Genomic DNA, 23951 nt, shown 5'->3' on the forward strand with positions numbered 1-23951 from the left:
TTATTAGAAAGGCTTAAAGTTCCTAAGCTAAAATTTAAAGTTTTTAATGTAAACTATTTATAGAGTAACTTTTTACACTCTATTTTGTCAAAGGTTCTTACTTCCAGGATGTAAAGCGACTGGGCAATGCATGAAGGGAGTGAAAGACGATTAATTCCTGCTTCAACCTGTCTGTTTTCAGACCAGATAATCTTACCACTCAGATCAATTATTGAAAGGTGTAAAAAGTCTGAATAACTTAGTTCTATACTGAGTTGAGGGCCTGATTCGGAATAAGAGATATTTGTAAAACTTTCATTTTCAAAATTAAAGGAAGCAAATGCGTGAGTCAGATAAGTAGTTGTTCCATCTACATCTGCCTGATATAATTGAAACTCATAAAAACCATCCTGTTGTGGAATCCAATTGATCTCATAGTTGGAACCTGTGTTTTCTAAGGTTGATTTTACTCGTACTATTTCAAAGAATTCAGAGTCTCTATTGTAATTTTTAGCTTTGATTATAAATTCTTTATTGTCCTTTTCATTTGCAGTTTTCCAATGAAGATTAATGTTGCCAGCTTCTGAATTATAACTTGCAATGAAATTTAACAATGTAACTGGCAATGGTATACAGCTTCCAGGATACCATCTGATATCAAAAGGTCCATAATAAGCATTATCTCCATCCAGGATTAAGTAGTATCTGGTTCCTGGAGTTAGGTTGGTAAATTTGTAAGTATAATTGTTAGGATTATCAATTACTTTACAAGCAACATTAGAATAGGGGCCACCGCAATTGCCTGTTACCACACCAGTTTGAACTCTTGTAAAACTGCGGATATTTATGCTATCATTCGGACAAGAAGCTACCCATGAAAACCATGCAGAATTTTCAGTATAACCGCTGCTACATACAGAGGTTCCATTAATATCTCCATAAGAAGGAAGTTTTGCGCCATACTCTGCATTGGTTCCGGAAACAAATGCATCATTGACAGATGAATTTACAAGACTGATAGCACCAGGACAATCATCATTGGGAGCAGCAGGTTTGGTATGGACATTCCCGAATTTAATACTCCAACCAGTAATCTGATTTGTATTAATTGAAAAAATTTGTGCGATTCTGCCTAATAGCCTCCACTGGCCATTAGGACTTGTTCCGTCATTGACAGAATTTAAACTGGCCATTGGTAAGAATGTTGCAGAGGCAGTGGGTGTGGCATTCCAAAAGCGTATTTCAGGATTGGCAGGATTCATGTTAAATGTAAAGGTTCCTGAAATATTCCCGTCACCATTACGAATATTGCTAAGCTCAATGATACGACCATTGGGAGAAACAAGAAAAAGCTCCATTCTGGTGAATTGTTCTGTATTGAATGTTATTGTAACTTCTTCTAGTCCGAATGAAGTTCCGTCTATATCAGGTAAACCTGTTACATTTATTGGATTTGAAAGAAAGTTAGGTGTGGTGCCATTGGCGGCAATATTTACGGTTGAATTATTCGTAAATGTCTGGGCATAAACTATAGGAGAAAAGAAAAGGAGGAGCGCTATGTATTTTATGGCATTCACTGTTGATGTAGTGTTTAGTGAGGTTAATTCATAAAGCACACTAATTTAAAATAAAGAAATTGTAAAAAATAATTAAAAATTCTGTTTACTTTTTGATTGTGAGATTGTATCCGCCTTTCTCGTTAGAGAATAACTGAATGTTCTTTAGAAAAATATTAAATTCCCTGCGGATTAAATTATATCAAAGGGAATTTAAATTTAAGTTTTTATGAATATTAGTTACAGGGAATTTGAAGATGCAGACAGAATGAAGGTCGTGTCAATGATTCAGGATTTTTACAATGATGATCCTTCTGGAAAAAACAAAACTGAAGAACAAATAGATAAAACTTTTGAAGCTTTTAAAAAGCATCCGGATTACGGATCAATAAAGATCTTTCGTGATGGAAATAGAATTGTGGGTTATTGCATCATTGTTTACTTTTATAGCAATGAATACGGTGGATTGATCTTAAATATAGATGAGCTTTATGTTATTCCTGAATACAGAGGGAAAGGAATTTCATCAGATTTTGTCAGATATCTCAAGGAAAGAAAAGATATAGAATTTGTGGCAATGGAATTAGAGGTGCTGCCCTACAATGTCAGGGCGTTGAAATTGTATGAGAAGCTTGGTTTTATAAAATCAGACAGGTCATATCTTATGTTGAAAAAGTAAAAGTTAAAAGCTGAAAGTAAAAAAGAATGTATTAAATAAAAGGCCCCGCAGGATCTGCGGGGCTTTCATTTAATTTGGTTTGATTAATAAGCAATCACAAGCTTGGATCTGTAATTATTATTCTGTGCTTTTATGTCAACGATATAAATACCAGGAATAACTGAAGATGGAATCGAAATATTCATTTTATTAAAACCATTTTCAACACTTACTTTTCTTTCGAAAACCTTGATTCCATTTAAATCAGTGATTGTCAGGATGCCATTAGAATCCTTTGATTTTGAATTAAACTCTAAGTCAAATTTTCCAGAACTTACCGGGTTCGGGAGGATTATAAGTCCGGATTTATTTTCTACAGTAATTGGATTTATGGCACTTACAACTGGATCCTGAACTACTTTAATTTTATTACTACTTGTTTCTTTTCCAGTAGAGTCAATCAGTATCAAACGATAGTAAATATTTTTGCCTGAAAAAGAAGGGTCAGTGAAGCTGTACTCTGCACCTAAAGCCTGCGTTCCTCCTGCACTTACAAAACCAATGGAGTCAAATGAAATTCCATTGATGCTTCTTTCAACACTGAAATGCTTGGTCTTATACTCCTGGAATGTTTCCCAAGTGAGATTAACCTCGCTGGTAAGTTTATTTAATTCGCCTTTGAAGTTGTAAAGGTAGGTTTGAGCAACGGATGTATTTTTAATAACATTTACAAAAATTGAGTCGAATTGATTGTCATATTTAACTATAAATGAGGTAAGACCTTCTTTAGTCCCTTTAATAATTCCTTTATTATCCACTTCAATGATATCCGCATTCCTTTTCAAATAGGCAATATCATTTGAGTATGTTATATCTCTTGATATACCATCATTAAAATGAGCAATAACAGAATATCTTTCCTCAATGCCATTTTCCAGATTAATAAATTTATCAGGTCCAATGATGCTTATACTATCTGCTTTAAGCCCTATAGGTTTATTTAATGATAAAATGCTAGTGTCAACCGATATTAAAGTCTCGTTAGTGAATCCATATGCAGTGATAAGAAATTTACTCAACTCTTCTTTAGGTACTGGAAAAGTAAATGTTGTTCTGTAATTAATACTGTCAGCTATTTTATATTCACTGTAGGTTGATTTTGAATTGGCACCTTCATAATACATTAAAATGTGTTTAATATTCTTTCCATAGCTCACAGAATAGGTGACGGTGTCTCCCATTTGTCGGACCGGATTGCCTTGAATAGAATCTATATTAATATAAGAATCTTCAGGTCTATTGCCTTCTGAAACCTTTCTTGCCGATAATCTTCTTCCTCCACCGCTGTTCCCGGTCCCATTATCACCTGGTATATTAGGTAGAAACGTATATTTTAGAGGGGTAAAGCCATCCTTATAAAATCCATCTTTTGATAAAAGAGCCGTTTCTCCTGAGGTCTGGTAACGATATGCTGAAGGCTCTTTTAAAAGAGTTAGTGTTTTTTCAATGACATAGTCATCTTCAACAACGCTTGCACCTGCACTATTACTATGCGCGATGCTTCTGCCAGGGTGAAGTTCAGCCATATCTGTGTAATATGATCGGTTTAAACCACCTCTTTGACTGCTGACAGGTACAATCACATCATTGTATTCTCCATCAAAGAGGTGTTTAAGGAAAGAGTCAATTGTGAGACCAATGCCTGTTGTTGCTGTAAGGTAAAATGCAGGATTCCTTGTAAGAAGTGCAAGTCTAATCGCATTCAACCTTTTGTTGGAAGATAATCCTTTGTCATTGATGTTAACTAAAGACCATTCGAAACGATGGATGGTTTGTATGGCATGTTTGAATATAGTATCATTTAATCTGGTTTCTCCATTTAGAACGTCTGAAAATAAAGGATCGTTAACCCGAAGTTGCCATGCGCCATTGGCATCATCATTAAAGACGGTAACATTTCCATTTTCATCAGTGTACTCAAGACCTTCTAAACCCATTTTTTTTGCAATTGAATTCAGTTCAAAGGGAATCTCTATAATATCGGGACTAAATTGAGATGGCTTGATGTAAACAGGTATTACTCTTGGATCGCATACCCAGTTTGCTTGTTGTGATCCTGCATGAGGGGTGTTAAAAGTAATCAGTTTGTTTACATTGTCTCTGTAGGGAACACCTTGACTTTGGATATATAATCGTGTCATAATGCCGCCTCTGCTATGTCCCAGAACGTCAACTCTTCCGGCCGAAAGACCATTAGCGCTGCATTTGGAGAGTAATTTAATGATACCTTCAGGGATTTTGCCAGTTTGTTCTGGCGCCCAGAAACGAGGCTCCGGATGTATCGGATTTTCATGGAAAATTCTCAAAAGCTGAAACGGTTTATATTGTTTAGACTCAATCAGCTTGTTTTCCATTACTTTAAATGAGTGGATACTGCTCCAGATTCCATGAACCATCAGAACGGGAGGGAATACAATTCTCATGTTATGTCTGAAGTCGAAGCTACCTATAACCCCTCTTTTACTTATTGTAAATAAAAGGTCCTGGCCACTTTTTTCAGGATCAAATGCGTCTATGTAGGTTGGATGCCTGTAAATTAAGTCTACATAACTGGGATTATCTTCTGAATATATGTGTTTCGCCTTTAAATGGAAGCTTCCATATCTGTTGGTGTCTCTGTTTTCATAGTCTCCTCCGAATCCAAACTGATATTTTCCCGAATAGAATCCTTCAAAGTCATTAGTGTAGTATCTGAAAACTGTTGAGGTTGTACCATCGGCAGCTATCATAGGTAAGTCATTTTCATTGAACCTGATGTTTAGGTTATTTCTGCTGGCTAATGTTGCAATTGTTTCATAATTGCCTTCTTCATTAGGAATATCCTTGTCCGTCACATGGAAGACGATCATATCCGAAGGAAGAAATATTTCATTGATTCCATTGTCTGTGGCTGCATATATGTATCTGGATGAAGCCGCCACACCTTTGATATTGTTGGAAGATAAACCATTTATAGTTGTAATCAGAATATAGGAAGAGTCTTGTTTTAAATCACCCTCTCCTTTATATACAAGCAAGCCATCCTGAGTACCTATGAATACTCTTTGTCCTGCACTTGAAATCGCATGAGGAGCATCTGCATTGATTCTGATTCCATTAGGTAATAATCTGGAAGGAAGGTCTGTGCCACTAACCGTATCATAGTACAATAGCTTGTCAACGTATACCCATTCTGCAGTTGTATAAATGTAGTTTTTGTAAACAGCAAATCCTTTGTTTTGATTGAAGCCAATCCACGGATCTCCTGTTTTTTGCCAATGAATGGCAATTGCCCTTGGGCTTGCAAATGAATTTGTGAATGGTAGTTGAGGTGTATTGGAAGCATCTATATACCCCAGCAGAGTGCCGATAGAGCTGAATTTTGCAATTCCTGAATGTCTTGTTCCTCCTCCTGACTCTTCAACATCTATTTCATAAGTTCCGAATCCCATCCAGGTTTCTCTGTTTCCGCATCCGACAGATACACATTGGCGTGTTCCTGCAGTCTTATCTAATGGTGTATTGACTGTATAAGCAGGATAGGGCATGTGCTGCATTGAAAGATTATCAAAAACATTTGAATTTGGTGCTTTGTACCCTAAGCCACCAGGTGTTAAATAATATCCTGGTTTGTCCTGGTAATATGGGTAATGAGTTATAGGGTCATAAATTGTGACACCCGTGCTCGTTACTGTCAAATCATGATATCCATGTGCTGCCCAGATTCCTCCGTCTGGGTCAGTTGCTAATGCAATTGGGTTTCTGCTTGGAGTTCCATCAAATTTGACAGGAATAAGATTCATCTTTTTGGAGATATACTGGTTTCTCTCATTTCTGAGGATTTTAGGTGTGGTATTTCCATCATTGTATACATAGATACCACCTCCTACAGATGTGGTCCCGGATCCTTTTATTCCTGCCCAGACTCTTACCTGACCACCTTGGTTATTGGCTGTAATGGTCTGAATGGTATAGCTGGTTAATCCCTGAGAAGTGTATAGGCTTAATGGCCTTGGTGTTTCACCTATCGAGTCCCGGTTCAGTTTCCAGAGACCTGCATTTTTGGTCCCCGCCCAGACATTGCCAATCGGATCAAGCGTAATAGATGTAAATGCCTGTCCGATATTATATTGTCGGACCCTTGGGCTGTCGCCTTGTGCATAGCAAAGCTGAACCAGCAAGGTAAACAAAATAAGAGTACATGCTTTTTTCATGGTTTGTTTATTGTGTGTTTAATTTGTGTCAATTGAAATGTTAATTACCAGAAATTGTCAGGGCATGGGATCTGACGTTTTAATTTATAATTGTATTTCAGTATAATCTCATGACTCCCAGATGTGTAATGATTTATTTTGCTTATGGTATAATCATAAGAGTACCCAACTTCGAATACACCATTTTTTTTCGAATGAAACAGTAGTCCTGCAAGGAAAGAAAATGAATCTCTCACCCGGTAAGAACCACCTGTCCAGAATAAATCTCTGTATCTTATTTTTAGATTAAGATCTAAAGAAGGAGGAGTTCCAGTTCCCCCATACTTTAGCATGAATGATGGTATCAGATAAAAGTTATAGTTTGAATTCCTGTCAATTTCATAACCCAGTGGAATTTTATAGCCTGAAGTCAAATAATAATGATAAACCATATACCCAAAGTCATTGTAAAAATTCATTCTGTTCATAAACAGTTGATTCACTGATGCACCTATAAAAAATCTTGGATTGTAAAACCACAGACCAGAACTGGCATCTGGCATAGTCTTGTTATTAAATCTAAGTACTTCACCATCCTGATCAAACTTAAGCTTACTTTGGTCAAGATTGATTTGCAAGGCTCCCATAAAAAGTCCTAATGCAAGTCTGAAATCTTTAAATACAGGAATATTATAACTATAGGAGGCCAGTGCTGAAGTCTTGCTGATAGGTCCTGTGACGTCTTTGTATATAAAAATTCCTACAGAATGAAAAGGAAAAGCTTTGGTTTTAGAAGTAGGTTTCTTCCGGAGTTTTATAGGAAGATGGCCGCTAAAATAATAACTTTGTGGTCCACCATTAAAGTTAACCCATTGTTTTCTGTATCCCACAGCCATTTCAAGGTCTCCGCTTACACCTCCGACTGCAGGATTTAATACATACTGATTTACCATGTACTGGGTAAAATGTATTCTTTGCTGACCAGAACATATAGCAGGTATAGTTAAGATCAATAATAAAATAAACTGGTATTTAGCTTTAATATTCAAGTACAAATGTTTTTAGATTTTATTCCATTACTACTACCCATCCGCTTGCTGAGTAGTCGCTTTGGTCTTCACTTCCAAGAAATTCTACAACATAGTAATAAGTGCCGAAAGGAACCTTAGCTCCAGCGGAAGTGCCATCCCATGGTTGTTTATATCCCTCATGATTTTCAAATAAGATATTACCCCACCTGTTAAATACTTTTACTTTGGTTTTAGGGTATTTTGCTAATCCTCTCAGTATCCAATAGTCATTAAGCCCGTCTCCATTAGGAGAAAAAATATTGGGGATGTTTACAGGGATGTAGTTATTAATGCTGACTTCTGCTGTAGCTTCGCAACCTTTTCCTTTAGGACCATTGTAAACAGTGACTTCATAGGTGTTAACCATTTCCTGGTCTTGGGCAATGTAGTATGGTTTTTTAACAAAAGTATTATAGGTTAAAGGTGAGAAAGACCCATGGTCATAAAATCCCAGAAATTCAATCGGGGTCCAGGTAACATGATTGATGGTATCGTATTTAAGTGGATTGATTGAAAGAGGAAGTTGAACCATTTTTTCCGGATGGTAATCAATATTTAAAAATGTTTCAGCAAAAGAGATCTCAGGTTGTTCATATATTTTAATTGATACGGAATCAAAAGCAGGAGGGCAGTAAGGATTATAAACCTTTAAACGATAAGTGCCTGATGCATCAGGTGAGTTTATGTATACTGAAGATCCCGAAAGGTCTTCTATTGTGTTAGTCGAATGCCATTCATAGTAGGTGGTGTCCTTTGTAGTGTTCTTTTTATAATTAAGGATGACAGGAGCTCTATTGATACATATAGAGTCATAATTTTTGGCTATCTGGGCTATAGGATGGACATATGCTTTCTGATATACAAGATTGGAAGTGTCTGTTTCTGAATATAGACAATGATAATCTGATTTAATCTTAGCATAGACTTTAATGTCTGATACTATATTTGTTGTAAATGTATTTATGGAATCGTTGCCGCTTAATAACTGATTGTTCTCATCATAGAAACTGTATTTGGGTTGATCTCCCGAAGCTTGTCCGGCATTTGCCTTAAAAGTAACTGTAGTTCCTTCACATACGGGAGGCATCTGATCTAAGGTTACTTCAGGGTAATATGCCTGCACAGGCAATACTATGACTGTAGCCTGACTCACCGGACAAACTCCATTGGTAATTTCCCATGTCGCAATAATAGTATCCTTTATGTCTTCAAAATCTGTAATCAAAGATTCAGGCAAAGATTGGTCTATAACTGCATCGTCCGTATTTTTATTAATATTCCACTTTCCTGTTCCGATTGTTGGAGTATTTCCATTAAGTGTTTTATTGACCTGAACTATGCAATATGATAAAGTGTCTTCCTGTAATCCTCCAACTGCAGAGGTAGTGGGCAATAAGTCAACCTGAATGTTGAAATATCCAGTGTCACTTTTGCATCCTTTGTCTGAAATTTCCTGAATCTTTCCGGATATATTTTCTGTCCCTGCAGTCATAAATAATGTATCGTAGGCAGAAGGTGTGAATTCTAAATCATTTCCGCCCGAAAGTTCCCAGTAGTAATTACTGCCCAAAAGGCCTGTTGTGGAGAGGGTTCTTGTGAATCCCTGACAAATTGGGTCAAGCAGCGAAACAGGCTGTACTACAGGTGTTGTATCAGTAATAACAGTAATTTTTGCTCTTTCACTTTCACAAAGGAAGTTTTGCTGACTTACATAATAAATAACCAATGAAGCCTTTCTATCTGCCACAGGTTGTGAGATAGAATTTTGTGAGCTGTTATCCTGATACCAGCTTAAGGTATTGCCAACCTTGGGTGTAGCTTCTATCAGAGGCAATATTTCAATTGTCTGACAATATTCAATAGTGTCCGTAACTAATGGAGGTAAAGGAACTTCTATTACAGTAGCTGTTTTAGAGAGAGAATCAGAGCATCCATAGACACTGGTATATTTGTATTGAACCAAATAATCTCCTTCTTCAGATGGAGGTATGAATTTTCCTTCAGGTAATATGTTTGCTCCGGTAAAGATGCCACCCAAGGGGGTAGTGCCTGTAATTTCAATTGTATCTGAGCTTTCACATGTAAAGGGAATGTTATCAAAATCAACTTGTACAAAAGGATAGACTTCCAGTTTTACTCTTGCTCTTCCAATCTCAGTTCCGTCGATACTTGTAATTTTGGCATAAAAACTACTGTCATTGATAAGAATACTTGATTGAGACGCTCCAGTCTGTTTTACAAAAAGACTATCTTCAAACCAGGTGACAGATGAGCTGACAGAGCCTATGACTTTATTGTCAAGGTCATTAAGGTTAAAGGAATTATACTGGTTGGGTGTTCCTTGAATATTGGCGCATATTTTTATTGTCGTATCAGTAGGTGTAAGAGAGCATTTGCTTATAATTACTGTGTCAGTCTTTGTACAATACTTTTGAGTTACAGTTAAAATATATTGCCCCTCTCTATTAACTGAAGGCACTCCAATAGAGTCATGAGGTGAAAATAAAGCCTCTGATGGACCAGTCCATCTATACCTGGTATCAGCAGTAGTGGTAGTTCCATCCAGAGTTGCAGTACCGTTAATGCAGTCCAGTTTCTTATCACTTCCTGCAAATGCAGTAGGAACAATTCCCGAAGTTGTTACTTCTGCGGTGTCTGTAATAGCACAAAGATTATTTTTTAGTCTGAGGATATATTTTCCCGTAACATTAGTCTGAGTGTTCAGACTTGTATTATCAGGGATATAATTAGCTCCGGCAGGTCCTTCCCAATAGTAATTGCCAGATATATTCAGGGCAGAACTTCCGAATAACGTTGTGTGAGTGTCTCCGCATTCAATGTTTGCATCCGGACCTGCATTGATTTCATCTACATAAACAGAGTCTTCTGCTGAAAGGGTTATCTGGCATCCTTCAGGACTAAGAAGAATAACATTAGGAAGATATTTGCCAGGCAATTCATAAAAGTGGGTTACAGAATCTTTTTTTGATAATTCGGAAGTAGGTGAGAGGTCTCCGAAATCCCAGAAGTAATCCTTAATATTTTTACCTGTAATGTTTGAAGTATAAGGTTCTCCTTTGCAGATATAGTAATCGTCTATTTTTAAAGTTCCGTTAGGTCCTTTGATCTTAATCTGCTTACTTGTCGTATCCTTACATCCGTCTAGACCGGTTACGATTAGTTGAACAGTGTATATATCTGCATTTTTATAAAAATGGCTTACTTCAATTTTATCGGTTGAAGAAACTTCACCATCTCCGAAATCCCATTGATAGGTTTTACCATATGTAGAAGTACTTGTAAACGGAAGAGAGAAAGTACCAATGCATTTCGCTGTATCACTTCCTACTGCAAAGTCCGCAACGGGTTTAACCAGTTTTACATAATTGCTTTTGGTGATAGAATCTACACAACCACCATCATCTTTTACGATCAGCGTTATTGTGAATTTTCCGGTATCAGAAAAAACTGTATTTCCGCTATAACCTGTCGAAATCTTACCGTTACCGTATTTCCAGGTGTATTGATTGTAATTGGATACATATGCTGAAGAGTTATTAGTAAATGATATATTGAACTTTCCGCAACGTAATGTATCGTTAGTATAAAAACTCGCTCTGGGTACGAAAGATGTAACATTGCGCTCGTATTTATCTGTACATCCTAAGGAGTCAGTGATGGTGAGGCTTGTTTTATAGTTCCTATAGTAGCTTGTGTTATTGTATTGGTGGTTTACTAAAGTGTCTTCTGAAGATGTCAATGAGGTTCCATCTCCAAAATCCCATTTCCACTGGTTAATAGGGGTTAGGCCATTGGCTTTTGAGCTGTCAGAAAATGCCACTGAAAATTTGCCCTTGCAGAAACTTGCAGTATCAATTGTAAAATAGGCTTTAGGGCCCTTAACAACAATTGGCAGAGGATATTGGATAGAATCTTTGCATCCGAATTTATCTTCTATAATCAGCTTGGGATAAAAAATACCAGTATCTTTATAAACATAGCTTATATTGCCGTTGAGATAAGTGCCATAATTTTTATAGTTGAGGGTATTGTTTATGATTTTTCTGGCAGTGCTGTCTCTGAAATCCCAAGTGTATTTGCTGATATTGCTTGAATCAATTTCTGTCGTATTGAATTTGACAGTTAGTCCTTTACAGATATTCAATACATCTGGAATGAAATTAGCTTTTTCATCAACTACTGTTACTCTCTTTTTATGCTCAATAATGCTTCCGGTACCGTGATCCTGAAGTTTTGCCGTTACCATGAATTTTTTATTTCCAGTATAGTCAGGAAATGTATAAGTAATGGGGTTGGAGGAATTGTTAATAAAAGTCCCGTCAAAATCCCAGGAGATGACCGTTGCAGTGGAAGTTGTATCATTAAAGGTAAAGGTATACTTCTGATTGCAGTCAGAACTTCTATCAACTGAAATAGGACCACCGCCTCCACCGCCTCCTCCACCTCCACCATCATCATCACAAAATTCATTAACAGTTACAGTTTTTCCTGTTGATTCTGCAATACAACCCTGATTCGTAATAATTCTGACTTTCACAGTAAATGATCCCTGAACAGGATAAGTACCTGAATGCTGATCAACAGAAGCCGTATCGGTTTGGCCATTTCCAAAATCGTAAACATATTTTAAACCAGGATCATTAGATGTAGGTTTGGCCTTGATGTTGACAGTAAGAGGCATGCAACCTTCAGTGGGATTTACTGTAATATCTACAGATGGTTTTTGTATTCTTATGTAATTGTAATTTTTAGTGGTGCTACATCCAGCATCATTAGTTACTTTTAAACGCACTGTATAGGTTGAGAATGCATTGTAATTTTTGGTAACAGGAGAAAGATCAGTGGTTACAAGGGGGAGAGTGCCGTCTCCGAAGTTCCACTCGTAGGTGTTTCCATTTTTGCTGAGGTTTCTAAAAGTAACAAGGTGAGGTATCTGACAACCGTTTGGGATATCAGGTATGAGATCTGCCGTGGGAATAGGAAGTACTTCCACTTCTTTTGTTGCAGTATCACTATAGCATCCGGAATAGGTATTGAATGTAACATATTTGACTTTCCATTTACCTTCTTTGTTAAAGGTGTGGTAGCCTGTTTTGCTGTTATAAACTGAATTGTCGTCTTCAAAGAACCATTTACCTTCATTACTTATTCCTGTTGTATCAGCTTTCGGGTAAATATATGTGGATGTTCCAAGGCAGAATTTAGAAGCAATATCAAAGTCAGCAGCTGGCTTTCCTATAAATACATTTTTTACTCCACTGCTTTGTACAAATGTACTGCAGTTGCCCGGAGTATTTTGGGCAGTGAGTTTGATACTATATATTCCGGGCTTTATGTATTCATGGTTTATAAAAGGATCATTGGATTCTAATTTAGTTCCATCTCCGAAATCCCATGTGTAATTGAACCTTCCATCTATGGGAGATAAGTTTTCAAAGGTAGCGGTGTGAGGTGCGGTACAACTATAGTTGTTGGTAGAGAGGAAGGCAGGAGTTATTTTATCATAAATCGTAATGAACTTGTCTTTGGGTAATGAATTGGTGCAGCCAAAACTATTTGTTAAGATTAATGTAGGTGTGTAACTGCCCCCAGCAATATAGTCATGAGAGGGATTTGTGGCAGTAGTGAATATGTCTTTTTTCCCATCATTATAATTCCATTCCCATTTAGTAATAATACCATCTCCAGCGCTGCTTTTGTCAATGAAATTAATTTTCTGAGGAAGACATCCTTCCTGAACATCAGAAGTAAAGTCTACTTGAGGCTGGTGATATACTTTTATGTCTACTGCCTTAGTTAAAGTAAAACTTCCGTCTGAAACAGTAAGTATAGCTTCATATAAACCGGGCGTTAAAAAATTTTTAGTAATATTTTTCCCTGTTCCAACACCCAGACTAGCACCGGTAGTTTTATTTTTAAATTCCCATTGATAAGAAGAAATAGGCCCGGTTGAAGTTGATGCGTCGAACTGTACCGTTCTGCTTTTGCAGGAGTCCCCTGGTGTAAAAGTATTAAAATTTACCTGTATCTGACCAAATCCTTCATTGGATAAAATTGTCAGACAGATAATTGTTAAATATATTAATACAGATTTTTTCAATTTTGGGATAATTTAGATTAAGCTGATAATTAATCTGGAGGTACTAATTCTAGAATATAGTAAATGCAATTTAGTAAAATGCAGGAAGTCAAACAATTGCGAGATATAAAGTGTGGAAAAATAATTGAAACCTTGGGAAGCAAGATATAGTTTGATATGGAATATTCTTGTGTTTGTATTTTTAGTATCTTTAAAGTATGTTTTAAATTAACGAATGCTTAAAATCAATTAATAAAAGTTATATGTCACATAAGGTTATTTCATTTTTAGTTTATAGTTTCTTTTTTTTATTAGTATTCATTAGCTGTGCCAAGAAAGAAAATCCTATGCCAGTTAAAATTATTTCCAATGGAGTGCCTATTGCAGCCGATGGGAAAATTAGAATTGAAAATAAGGAAAACGATATTTCTGTTGAATTTTCAGGAAAAGCAGTATTTGAAAATGGTGGAATAACTATTACGAATACAACCACAAAAAATAATATATATATAACACTAAAAACAAATGCTCAAACCAAAGGTGGATATACACTTGGTTCATCTTATTCAAGTTTAGCAGAATATGTAATTGGTGGTTATGTATACACCACCAATCAATACAATAGTTCAGGGAAAATAACAATTACTGAAGTTGATCAGGTTAATAAGACTATATCAGGTACATATTCGTTTAGAGCAAACGATGGAAGTTATTATGAAGATGTTTATGGCTCGTTCAATAAATTACCATACACTGTTTCTGTATTTACTAATACTTTAACTGCAACTGTGGCCGAAGGGTCTGGAACTGGCGTAAGCTGGTCTCCAACAAGTATAGTGGTAACTGCTGATGCTAGTTTTATCAATATAAAAGCAAGCAAATCTGATAATTCAGGTATAGAGTTAAAGGTACTTAAAACTATAAGTCCAGGTTATAATATTTTAGGGGCTTCAAGTAGCTACAATAACACCGCTTATTATATCCGTAAGAATGGAGTGAAATATAACGTTTATTCTAATTATGGTTCAGTAAATATATCGACACATGACAAAACTAAAAGAATGATTTCCGGAACGTTTTATTTTGAAACCGAATACAGTATGTATTATACCGGATATAATAAAATTTCCAGTGGTACATTTTCTGTTATGTATTAAATATAAATTGTATTAAAGGGAAAAAGGGAGACTGTCAGATAAACAGTCTCCCTTTTTATTTATAGGTTTATTTGCATTAGTCTACATGTAAAGGAAATAAAATTGGTAATAGAATAAAAACCAGTACATGATTTATCATATTAGTTCAATCATATCAGGAGAAGGTAAAATGAAGTGAAACTAGGCTGCAGCGGGGATTGAGGTAATCATAATTTTCTTGCTATTAATAATATTAAGGGATTATTAAGTGAAGTAGAGGAGTGAATAGCAATGAAAAATGATTTGGAAGGCTGTATTTAAAGGAAGATAAAGATTGATAAAATCTTTATCTTCCTTTGTATTTTAAAGAACTTAAATTAAAATAATAAAATGCCTAACTGTAAGTAAAAATTTAAACCTACACTACCCTTGTAAACAGAATCTCCGGAGGATCTAAGCAGGCTTGCTACGGGATGGTCAGTATCGTCAAGGTCCAGAGGAGCTAATCTCAGCAAGTTTGGACCATAAGTTTTGGCAACTCCTGATAATACTTTCGGATCCCAGTTGTTGTCGTAGTTAAAGGATGTGTAGTTTAGCCCAAGTTTAAAACCCAATGTGACATATTTGTTTATAAAGCTCTGGTAGCCCAGTCCTCCTTCAAGACCCCAGGTTTTGATATTCTTTGCTTCATAAGTGTAATATAAATTATTATCTTTATTAGAAGAACTTGAAGTATTAATTTTGGAGGTTAAGCTTTCATAATAGTTTCCTTTCACATCTACATTCCCATTGGTGTATGTTCCATAATAGAAAAATCCTTTAGGTGCAGGAATAACACCTCCTTTGTATAACCTTGCTTCAATGGACCAGACTCTAGAATCGATGTCAGCCTTATCTTTAAGTTTATTTTGTGAATAATCACTATAATAATAGTAATCTTGAGAATGATATTCATCATAAAAATATATCTGATTATACTTGCCTGATGTAATTCTATACCCGCCGGTTAAGGTAAATCTTCGTGTAATCAATAATTCCGCCGAAGCAGAGAATAGAGGAGATCGAACTCCGTTTAAAAGATCTGTTTTGATCAGTACTCTTTTGCCCCCGAATCCTGTATTCTGACTAAAAGCAGGAGCGGCCAAAAGAATTAATAAGGTGATGTATATTATTTTTTTCATTTTAGATTTTTCTTTAATAAAGCGTAGCTGTCAAAAATAATAGGGCCAAGATATTTTTGAGTGAATTTATATGGCACCTGTTTAACCTCTCTGTATATGACTTCAGAAGTTTCTATGTTAACTACTATATGATAGAAGTAGTAGTATTTCCCATATTGAAGAGACTGATGATTACGTATAAATGCCCTTGTTCTGGAATTTTTGGGATCTGCATTTACTGCAAAAATACCTGCAATACCAAAATATGGCGATAAGTCCCCTGACAAATGAGCGAAGTCTGCAGGAAATCTGGGAGCGCCAATAAAGACTTTTTGTTGAATATAGCTGTCCTTAGTCCGGCGTCCTTTGTTTAAAGGGTTTTCCTGCAAAGATGTAACATTGTTAATAGCTTTTCTTAACTGAAGCAATTCTTCTGCATGATTTTTATAACTGTTTTTGACAGTTTGTTCATCCAGGACAACAACTTTCAGCCCCGCATGTTTTCCTGCTGCGAACATCTCCTTGCTTACATTTTTTTTCTGTTTTTCTGCAGTGAGAAATTGGTTCTCAACTTCCTCTCTTATATAAAAACTGGTAACATTAGGCTCAAGATAAAAGATACCTTTTTCTCTTAACTTTTCTTTTTCCCTAGGGAATGTTTCGCTTTTCTCAATTACTACAAATCCTTTCTGGCATGCAGAAAGGGATAGCAGTAAAAGAATTCCTATATAAATATGTTTTTTCATTGAATTTTAGCCTTTGCAGTGGTAATGAATTTTCCGGAAGGAAACTTTAAAAGATATTGGTTAAAAATTAATTTGCTTGGATCTTTTCCTAAATACATTTCGGATCCTAAACCATAATAGAAGAAGAAGTCATCTTTAGTTTGACAGGATTCCAGGTTTTTCTTTGTATAATTAAACATTAGTTTTTTAAGCTCATTGTGGGGTATTTTGGTTAAAAAAATGTTAAATAGGTCAAAGTTTTCTTTACATGCTCTTCCTGAATTTGAAATTACTTTATCTAAACAATTAATTTCTTTGTAAAAACTTAACCAGTATAGGTTTTTAACTATTGAGGTTTTCAGATAAAGATTGTCTGGATTTTTCTCGAGAGCATAAAGTGTAAGGTATAATCCTGTATTGTATTCAGCATCTTTCTCCATACCTTCTATGCATTCAAATAAAGCAATGTTTTTGATTTCTTTACTCTGATTTCCCATCAGGTTTATTACTTTATCCGTTCCTTTGAATTCAATTAGGTTAAGGATTTCTTTTGCTGCAGACACCCTTTTATTCATATCAGGGTGTGTACTATATAGGTCGTCATTTTCGGCACCAAAAAGGCTCTTGGATTTTTCTGAAGATTCTGAATTGTCCTCTTTAAACCATAATGTATCGGCTGTTAACAGATCTGAAAAAAGATATTTGTTTAGATTTTCCTGAAGTTTGTCGATTTTAAAGTAATTTTCATTTTCAATTATTTCCAGAATTTTCGGCAATTCTGAAGGGTCATATTCAGAATTCATCATGTACTGGATAGCTTTTGAATCTGCCTCAAATTCATCTTCCCTGGAATATTTTAAACTTCTGAAATTGTCCCTTTCGTCATTCTCGAAGTTTGTCTCCTGAGATTTGATGCTTTCCATTTTAGAAAGATTTTTTATGGCATGCTGCAGTTCCACATGTGCTGTTTCATGCGCTATAATGGCTGCGAGTTGCGCTTCATTTTCTACTCTTGCCAATAAACCTACATGTATCAATATTGTGCCATCGGGCATTGCATAGGCATTGGCGCTGGTATTTCTTGAAACGTAAATTTTTATTTTACTTAAAATGGAAGGGTTTTTTGCAAAAAGTTTTTCCGCAACCGAATTTACATATTTATGTAATTTGTTTTCAAAATAGATCTGACCGGATGAAAAGTATTGAGCTTTAGATTGATATAAGTTCAGGTAAAACTTATACGCTCTCTTTTTACTCAGCGTTTTTTCGTTTGAAACAAGGGTTTGGATTTTTTCTCGATAATTTTCAGAAAAACTTTCTGGATATTCAGATGAATATGCCAGTGGGGTGAAATCTTTTTCAGTTTGGGAGTAACCTGAGTTTAAAGCTGCCCCATAAGATAAAAAAGCCAGACTTAATATCTTAAGTCTTTTGATGGATAATAGCACGTTTTTAATTGTTTAAATTATTTATAAATCAAATATCTAAGTAACTTAAAAGTATTCTTTTTGAAAAGTGAAAAGCAAAGGTTTTCTTGCATGAAATTTATTTACGAAATATAGATATGTATGTTTTCTTCAAATATTGATTATTTTCTTTAATTATTCCACTGGGTATGAAAATATTTGTCATGGTTGTCAATTCTTTGGTAAGTGTGTGCTCCAAAATAATCTCTTTGGGCCTGAATTAAGTTAGCGCCAGAATTTAACGTTTTCAGCCCTAAATAATAATTGAGAGCAGAAGATAATACAGGCAGTGCTATATTATTAGTCAGCCCTTGTGATACTATATATGTAAAATCATTTTGTGCATCTTTTATTTCTTTTATAAAAGAAGGTGCAAGAATAATTGAATTTTCTGACAAAAAGATATTTGCTATCTGTTCCATTAATTCTGACCGGATGATACATCCATTGGTCCATAAGCGTGCAATTTCGGAAAGATTAAGATCCCATTGGTATTGAGCAGAAGCCTCTTTTAACAAATGGAATCCAGTCTCGTGATTTATTATTCTTGCGGCTTTATATGCATTTTTTATTTTATCAGAGTGTGGATCTCTCGAAATCGAGTTAGTTTCAGAATGGTTATTATAAGTTGCGCTGACTTGTTGCCTATAGGATTTAATTGAAGAAAGTGCTCTTGCCATTACAGCTTCTGAAACTGTTGAAAAAGGAACACCAAGATCCATGGCTGCTGTAGTTGACCAGCCTCCTGTTCCTTTTTGTGCAGCTTTATCAAGTATTTTATCCAGAAGCAATACGCCATCTTCTTTTTTTCTTAATATAGTAATTGTTATTTCGAGAAGGTAACTATTCAATCCTTCCTGTTGCCATTGAGTAAATAGATCTGCAATTTTTTCAGGAGGATAATGTGAGTAATAGCGAAGTAGAAAATAAACCTCAGTCAGAATCTGCATTTCTGCATATTCAATTCCATTATGAACCATCTTGACAAAATGGCCTGCCCCTTCATTACCTATATACGATATGCAAGGTGTTCCTTGTTTGTCCTTAGCTGCTATGAGTTCAAGGTAATGACTGATTTTCTCATAGGCATCTTTATTTCCACCTGGCATTATTGAAGGTCCTTTGCGAGCGCCTTCTTCTCCACCGGAAATGCCGGCCCCTATGAAGTAAATGCCAGCTTCATTAAGCTGTTTGGTTCTTTTGTTAGTGTCTTTATAAAATGAATTTCCTCCGTCAATTATGATATCATCTTTATCAAGCAAAGGTACCAGTTGAGTTAACTGTTGATCAACAGCAGAACCTGCTTGAATCATTAGTAAGATTTTTTTGGGATTTTCAAGTGAATTAACAAAGGCCTTAAGGTCATCATAACCACACATAGTGCCTTTGGTGCTTTGTTCTGTCACGAAATTAACGGCAATGTTCTCTTCCGAACCTGGCAAATGTCTATTGAATACAGATACGGTTATACCTTTTTCTGCCAGGTTAAGAGCAAGGCTTTTGCCCATAACGCCAAGTCCGATAACTCCAATTTGTGATAATGAATTCATGCTTTCAATTTCTTTAAAATTTCCTGAACGATCAATTCTGGAGTGGAGGATATATTCACGTGGATACCATATTGCGGCCTTTCCAGCAGGCCAAATTGAGAACTTAATAAGGTGGATGGCATATAATGTCCTTCTCTGCTATCTAATCGTTGCTTAATTATATCCATATTACCATCTAGAAATACCCATGTCACAGGTATTTGCGAGGATAATAATATTTGTCTGTAATACTCTTTTAAAGCAGAACAGGCTAAAACGGCACCACCGGTCAGTTCCCATTTTGTTAAGTTTTCAGAGAGACTAGTTAACCATGGTAATCGATCCTCATCAGTAAGCGGAATTCCGCTGGACATTTTTTTGATGTTGATCTCCGGGTGAAAATTATCTCCATCAAAAAAAGGCAAGTTTAAATGGGATGAAAGTAACTGTCCAATCGTCGTTTTTCCGCATCCGGAAACACCCATAATTATATAAATCATTCTGAAAGTTAGTGAAAATAATAAATACCATAATAGGACTCGTGGTGGGGTAGAATATTTATTATACTCCGGTTAAGAAGGAAATGAGAATTGGTTTAAAATCTTTATTTATAATTTATTGTTGATACATAAAGCGTAACGCAGTAAATTTAAGTATGAGTAAAGAGCCCAAGAAACCGGAAAAAATATTTTATGTATGTACTGGCAGCAAATGCAAAAAAAAGGGAGGGAAGCTGATCCAGAAAAGTCTTAAAGGATTGATAAAAGAGAATAAACTGAGAAACTTAGCTGTGATAAAGACGGGGTGTACCGACAGATGTAAGTTAGGTCCAGTGGTATGTGTACAGCCTGAAAATTCCTGGCATTTTTTTATGGATGTGCAAAAGGCAGCCGGATTATTAGAGGAGATTCATGAAGAAAAAAATAAGGAGTGATTTTGCGTCACTCCTTATTTTTTTCTGATAATAATTTTTGATTATTCGTGCGTGTATTTAATATCCGGAATTTTTTTGTCAATCATATAAGTTCCAACGCCTTCCTCTCCTATAACTTCAAACAGTTCAAGGGCTCTTCTGAAAATGAACTCTTCTTCTATTTGCTCTTTAAGAAACCATTGCATAAAATGAGCAGTCGTATAATCTTTAACTTTGTAGCATAGATCAACAACTCTGTTTAATGCCTGAGTATTTGCAATTTCTTGTTCCAATCCTCCTACAAATACAGATTTTAAAGAGTCAAAATCCTGAGGGATACCAGCTACTTCAGGTGAGAAAGCTTTTCCGCCCACATCATTCACATATTTGAAGATTTTAAGCATGTGCTCTCTCTCTTCTCCCGATTGTTTGTAGAAAAATTCAGAGCTGTATAAAAAACCATGCTGATCGCACCATGAGGCCATCGCAAGATATAATGCTGAAGCTTTTGCTTCTAATTTTATTTGTTCATTGAGGATGATTTCAATTTCCTCAGTAAGTGATGTTTTTTGTCTTACTATGTCTCTCATAATCTCTTCTTTACTTTTACAGAGGGTATAATTTCAAAACAGGGCAAATAAAATATAGTTTACCCAGGTTGTCAAGGTAAATTATTCTTTCTATAAAAACAAAGATTGAGAAGAAAAAATCAAACCGCTACGCGGTAAAGTCTTTCAAAAAGTATGCTGTTCAATTCCATCATTACCTTAGCTCCGTTAAGTAAATCTTTTAATTGGATGATTTCCATGGTGTTAAGGACGAATACTCGATTGCTCCCGCATGGACAAATAATTTCAATATCAGATGAAGTATCCGGATTTGAAATCATTTTTGCAAGATCAATCTGATTGATGCGCTTACGAAGTGCAAAGAAACATGGAAATTTAAAAGCGGAAGTTTGTCCTGCAAAATCAAGGAGGAAATTCCCTTCTTTATCACATTGATAAACAGCTCCCTGATCAGTTGCAAAAATCTCTTTTAAATATGTTTGTGTTGTTTCCATTTATTTACCTTGCAAATATACTTATTTAATTAGACTTGTTCCAAATAATTAATTAGAGTTTTTCTAAATAGTTTTTTTTGAAAAAAAATGGGATAAAATAAAGTTTAGCATTTAGTCGCGATAAAATAAAAAAGGCCCCGGTGCGTCCGGAGCCTTTTATGTCTTAGGAATAAAATATAATCAGTTATTCTCCAGAATTTGGAACAATTCATCAAGTTTTGGAGATAAAATGATTTCAGTTCTCCTGTTTTTTTGCCTTGCTTCAGCAGATTTGCCTTCAGCGACCGGGGAATATTCTGACCTTCCTGAAGCTACAATTCTTCTTGGATTAATTCCTGAAGTACCCAGAATACGGGCAATTTCAGTGGCTCTTAATACGCTCAGGTCCCAATTGTCTTTCATGCCTCCGGTACCTTTAGATACTGGGACATCATCGGTATGACCTTCAACCAAAATATTTATGTCATTTTGATCCTTCAGTGCATCAGCCAATTTTTTCAAAGCTTCCACACCTTTTTTATCTACATCAGTGCTGCCGGATTTGAATAATAGCTGCTCGCTGAGTGATACATAAACTTTACCATTTTTCACATTTACAGATAAGTCACTCTCCTTAAATGATAGCAATGCTTTACTTACCTTGTTTTTCAGGTCTGTTACAGCTTTGTCTTTTTCTGCCATTACCCTTTCAAGCTCCTTTACCTTAGCTTCTCTTTCCTGAAGGTTCGCCTGAAGCTCATTTACTTTTTTCTCGGTTTCAAAAAGATCCTTTTCTCTTCTGGACAGATCCTTACTCATCCTGTCTATATCAGAAGAGCTTTGAGTCTGCAGTCTGTCATGGTTCCTTAATAGTTGTTCGTAAGTATCATTCAGATTTTTATAATTGCGTTGAGTTTTTCTTAAAACGATTCCGGTCTGAGTAGTATCATCTATAAGCCTCCTTCGTTCTTTTGAAAGACTATCAAGGTCTATTGAGTACTTTGTATTCAGGGCCTGAGCAGTTTTTAATAATTCATCACATTCCGATTTCTCGGCTTCCAGAGCAGACTTCCTTACATTTAGATCATCAAATTTCTTCTTTGTTACACATGAAAATGCTGTGCATGAAATGAGGATCCCGATAATTTGTTTTTTCATATGGTATTCTGGTGTTTTAAAAATTTTGTAAAATTTTTATCCTGGCCAAAATGCGCAGGGCTTAATGATTTATATTAAAGAAATCAAAAATCTTTGAAATTATATAATTTTGTTCATCGTCTTTCATCTCATAAAATAAAGGTAAGCGGATTAAACGGCCGCTTGTAGATTCGGTTACAGGAAGAGACCTTCCATCATGTTTATTTATATAGAATGGACTTAGATGCAGCGGCAGATAATGGAAAACAGCTTTGATCTTTTGTTGATTTAAAAAATCAAGCAAATTATTACGGTCTTTTTCATTGTTACATAAAAGGTAAAACAATTGTCCGTTCATTGTAGAGCCTTCTGATAATATAGGTAATGTAATTACTGATAACTCCTGCAGAGGTTTTAGTTTCTGAAAGTATAGATTCCAGAGAGATATCCTCTTCTTTATAACAGTGTCCATATTTTCAAGCTGGGCATAAAGAAAAGCAGCAATAATTTCAGATGGTAAATATGAAGATCCTATATCGACCCATTCATATTTGTTAATTTCTCCCCGAAATAGCTTCGCTCTGTTGGTTCCTTTTTCTCTGATAATTTCAGCGCGTTCAAAATACTGAGGATCGTTTATGATCAAAGCGCCTCCTTCTCCCGCAATAATGTTTTTTGTTTCATGAAAAGACAATGTACTAAGCTGCCCAAAAGAACCCAGGGCTTTTCCCTTGTAATAAGAGTCAATAGCCAGAGCAGCATCTTCCACAAGTGCAATGGAGTGTTTTTCTGTTATTGCTGATATTTTTTCCATATTACACGAAACGCCAGCATAGTGCACTATCACTAAAGCTTTTGTTTTTGGGGTAATCAGAGCTTCTATCTTACTTTCATCAATATTAAGAGTATCTGGTCTTATATCTGCAAATACAATTTTAGCACCTCTCAATATAAAGGCATTTGCAGTAGATACAAAAGTAAAGGAAGGCATAATCACTTCATCATCTTCTGAGATGTTAAGAAGAATGCCACACATTTCTAAAGCATCCGTACAGGAGCTTGTCAGAAGTACTTTTCCATAGCCAAACCTTTTTTCAAGTAATGACTGACAAAGTTTACTAAACTTCCCATCACCGGAAATTTTTCCACTTTCTACAGCCTGACGTATATATTCTAGTTCCTTTCCAATAATGAAAGGTTTATTATATGGAATCATTAATAACCAAGTAAAGCTAATTCAGGTATACT

Annotated in this window: 16 protein-coding genes; 3 read left to right on the plus strand and 13 right to left on the minus strand. The window is 35.6% G+C overall.

Translation table 11 applies throughout. The annotated features are described in order from the left end of the window. Positions 1 to 53 precede the first annotated feature (53 nt). Positions 54 to 1595, minus strand: coding sequence for a hypothetical protein (locus MYP_RS17895; RefSeq protein ID WP_045466470.1), 1542 nt, complete (start codon positions 1593 to 1595; stop codon positions 54 to 56). Positions 1596 to 1764: 169 nt separating this feature from the next. Between MYP_RS17895 and MYP_RS25360 the strand changes: the two genes are divergently transcribed. Continuing rightward, on the plus strand, positions 1765 to 2214 hold the full coding sequence (locus tag MYP_RS25360; protein ID WP_052430325.1) for a GNAT family N-acetyltransferase: 450 nt from the start codon (positions 1765 to 1767) through the stop codon (positions 2212 to 2214). An 83-nt stretch (positions 2215 to 2297) separates the two neighbouring features. Here the strand turns inward: MYP_RS25360 and MYP_RS17905 are convergent, their stop codons facing one another. From MYP_RS17905 to MYP_RS17915, 3 genes are read right to left on the minus strand one after another with little or no spacing between them, the layout of a single operon-like run. Further along, the gene (locus MYP_RS17905; RefSeq protein WP_045466473.1) at positions 2298 to 6446 is read right to left on the minus strand and encodes a T9SS type A sorting domain-containing protein; all 4149 of its coding nucleotides are present in this window, start codon (positions 6444 to 6446) and stop codon (positions 2298 to 2300) included. Between the two features lie 44 nt (positions 6447 to 6490). Then, positions 6491 to 7438: a PorP/SprF family type IX secretion system membrane protein gene (locus MYP_RS17910; protein WP_197060123.1), complete on the minus strand. Its 948-nt coding sequence runs from the start codon at positions 7436 to 7438 to the stop codon at positions 6491 to 6493. A 55-nt stretch (positions 7439 to 7493) separates the two neighbouring features. Continuing rightward, positions 7494 to 13616, minus strand: coding sequence for a T9SS C-terminal target domain-containing protein (locus tag MYP_RS17915; protein WP_045466479.1), 6123 nt, complete (start codon positions 13614 to 13616; stop codon positions 7494 to 7496). Positions 13617 to 13942: 326 nt separating this feature from the next. On the opposite strand from MYP_RS17915, the gene MYP_RS17920 reads away from it, so the two are divergent. Beyond that, positions 13943 to 14752 carry a DUF6252 family protein gene (locus tag MYP_RS17920; RefSeq protein ID WP_156140715.1) on the plus strand — a complete coding sequence of 270 codons (810 nt, stop codon included), beginning with the start codon at positions 13943 to 13945 and terminating at the stop codon, positions 14750 to 14752. 356 nt (positions 14753 to 15108) lie between these two features. Here the strand turns inward: MYP_RS17920 and MYP_RS17925 are convergent, their stop codons facing one another. The 5 genes from MYP_RS17925 to MYP_RS26625 form a co-directional block, all read right to left on the minus strand. Then, positions 15109 to 15912, minus strand: a complete 804-nt coding sequence (locus MYP_RS17925) for a hypothetical protein (protein WP_045466485.1) — start codon at positions 15910 to 15912, stop codon at positions 15109 to 15111. Then, positions 15909 to 16637 carry a hypothetical protein gene (locus tag MYP_RS17930; protein ID WP_045466488.1) on the minus strand — a complete coding sequence of 243 codons (729 nt, stop codon included), beginning with the start codon at positions 16635 to 16637 and terminating at the stop codon, positions 15909 to 15911. Before MYP_RS17930 ends, MYP_RS17925 begins: the two co-directional genes overlap by 4 nt. After that, positions 16634 to 18064, minus strand: coding sequence for a M48 family metallopeptidase (locus MYP_RS17935; RefSeq protein ID WP_045466491.1), 1431 nt, complete (start codon positions 18062 to 18064; stop codon positions 16634 to 16636). Before MYP_RS17935 ends, MYP_RS17930 begins: the two co-directional genes overlap by 4 nt. A 149-nt stretch (positions 18065 to 18213) precedes the next feature. Beyond that, entirely contained in the window at positions 18214 to 19632 is a 1419-nt protein-coding gene (gene gndA, locus MYP_RS17940) for an NADP-dependent phosphogluconate dehydrogenase (RefSeq protein ID WP_231570068.1), read from the minus strand. Beyond that, positions 19629 to 20096 (minus strand): gluconokinase, encoded by a 468-nt coding sequence (locus tag MYP_RS26625; RefSeq protein ID WP_231570069.1) that lies wholly within the window; start codon positions 20094 to 20096, stop codon positions 19629 to 19631. Before MYP_RS26625 ends, gndA begins: the two co-directional genes overlap by 4 nt. Before the next feature lie 170 nt (positions 20097 to 20266). Here MYP_RS26625 and MYP_RS17950 point away from each other — a divergent pair, with 170 nt between their 5' ends. Then, complete coding sequence (locus MYP_RS17950; RefSeq protein WP_081990585.1) at positions 20267 to 20545, plus strand: hypothetical protein; 279 nt, start codon at positions 20267 to 20269, stop codon at positions 20543 to 20545. Positions 20546 to 20586: 41 nt separating this feature from the next. On the opposite strand, the gene MYP_RS17955 is transcribed toward MYP_RS17950, so the two are convergent. The 4 genes from MYP_RS17955 to rffA form a co-directional block, all read right to left on the minus strand. Further along, on the minus strand, positions 20587 to 21114 hold the full coding sequence (locus MYP_RS17955) for a ferritin (RefSeq protein ID WP_045466497.1): 528 nt from the start codon (positions 21112 to 21114) through the stop codon (positions 20587 to 20589). A gap of 119 nt (positions 21115 to 21233) precedes the next feature. Next, positions 21234 to 21587 carry a hypothetical protein gene (locus MYP_RS17960; protein ID WP_045466500.1) on the minus strand — a complete coding sequence of 118 codons (354 nt, stop codon included), beginning with the start codon at positions 21585 to 21587 and terminating at the stop codon, positions 21234 to 21236. Between the two features lie 180 nt (positions 21588 to 21767). Then, positions 21768 to 22724: an OmpA family protein gene (locus MYP_RS17965; protein WP_045466503.1), complete on the minus strand. Its 957-nt coding sequence runs from the start codon at positions 22722 to 22724 to the stop codon at positions 21768 to 21770. A 61-nt stretch (positions 22725 to 22785) separates the two neighbouring features. Then, the gene (rffA, locus tag MYP_RS17970; RefSeq protein ID WP_045466506.1) at positions 22786 to 23919 is read right to left on the minus strand and encodes a dTDP-4-amino-4,6-dideoxygalactose transaminase; all 1134 of its coding nucleotides are present in this window, start codon (positions 23917 to 23919) and stop codon (positions 22786 to 22788) included. Positions 23920 to 23951: the final 32 nt, after the last annotated feature.

Origin of the sequence: Sporocytophaga myxococcoides (assembly GCF_000775915.1) — a bacterium.
In the GTDB taxonomy this organism is placed as follows: domain Bacteria; phylum Bacteroidota; class Bacteroidia; order Cytophagales; family Cytophagaceae; genus Sporocytophaga; species Sporocytophaga myxococcoides_A.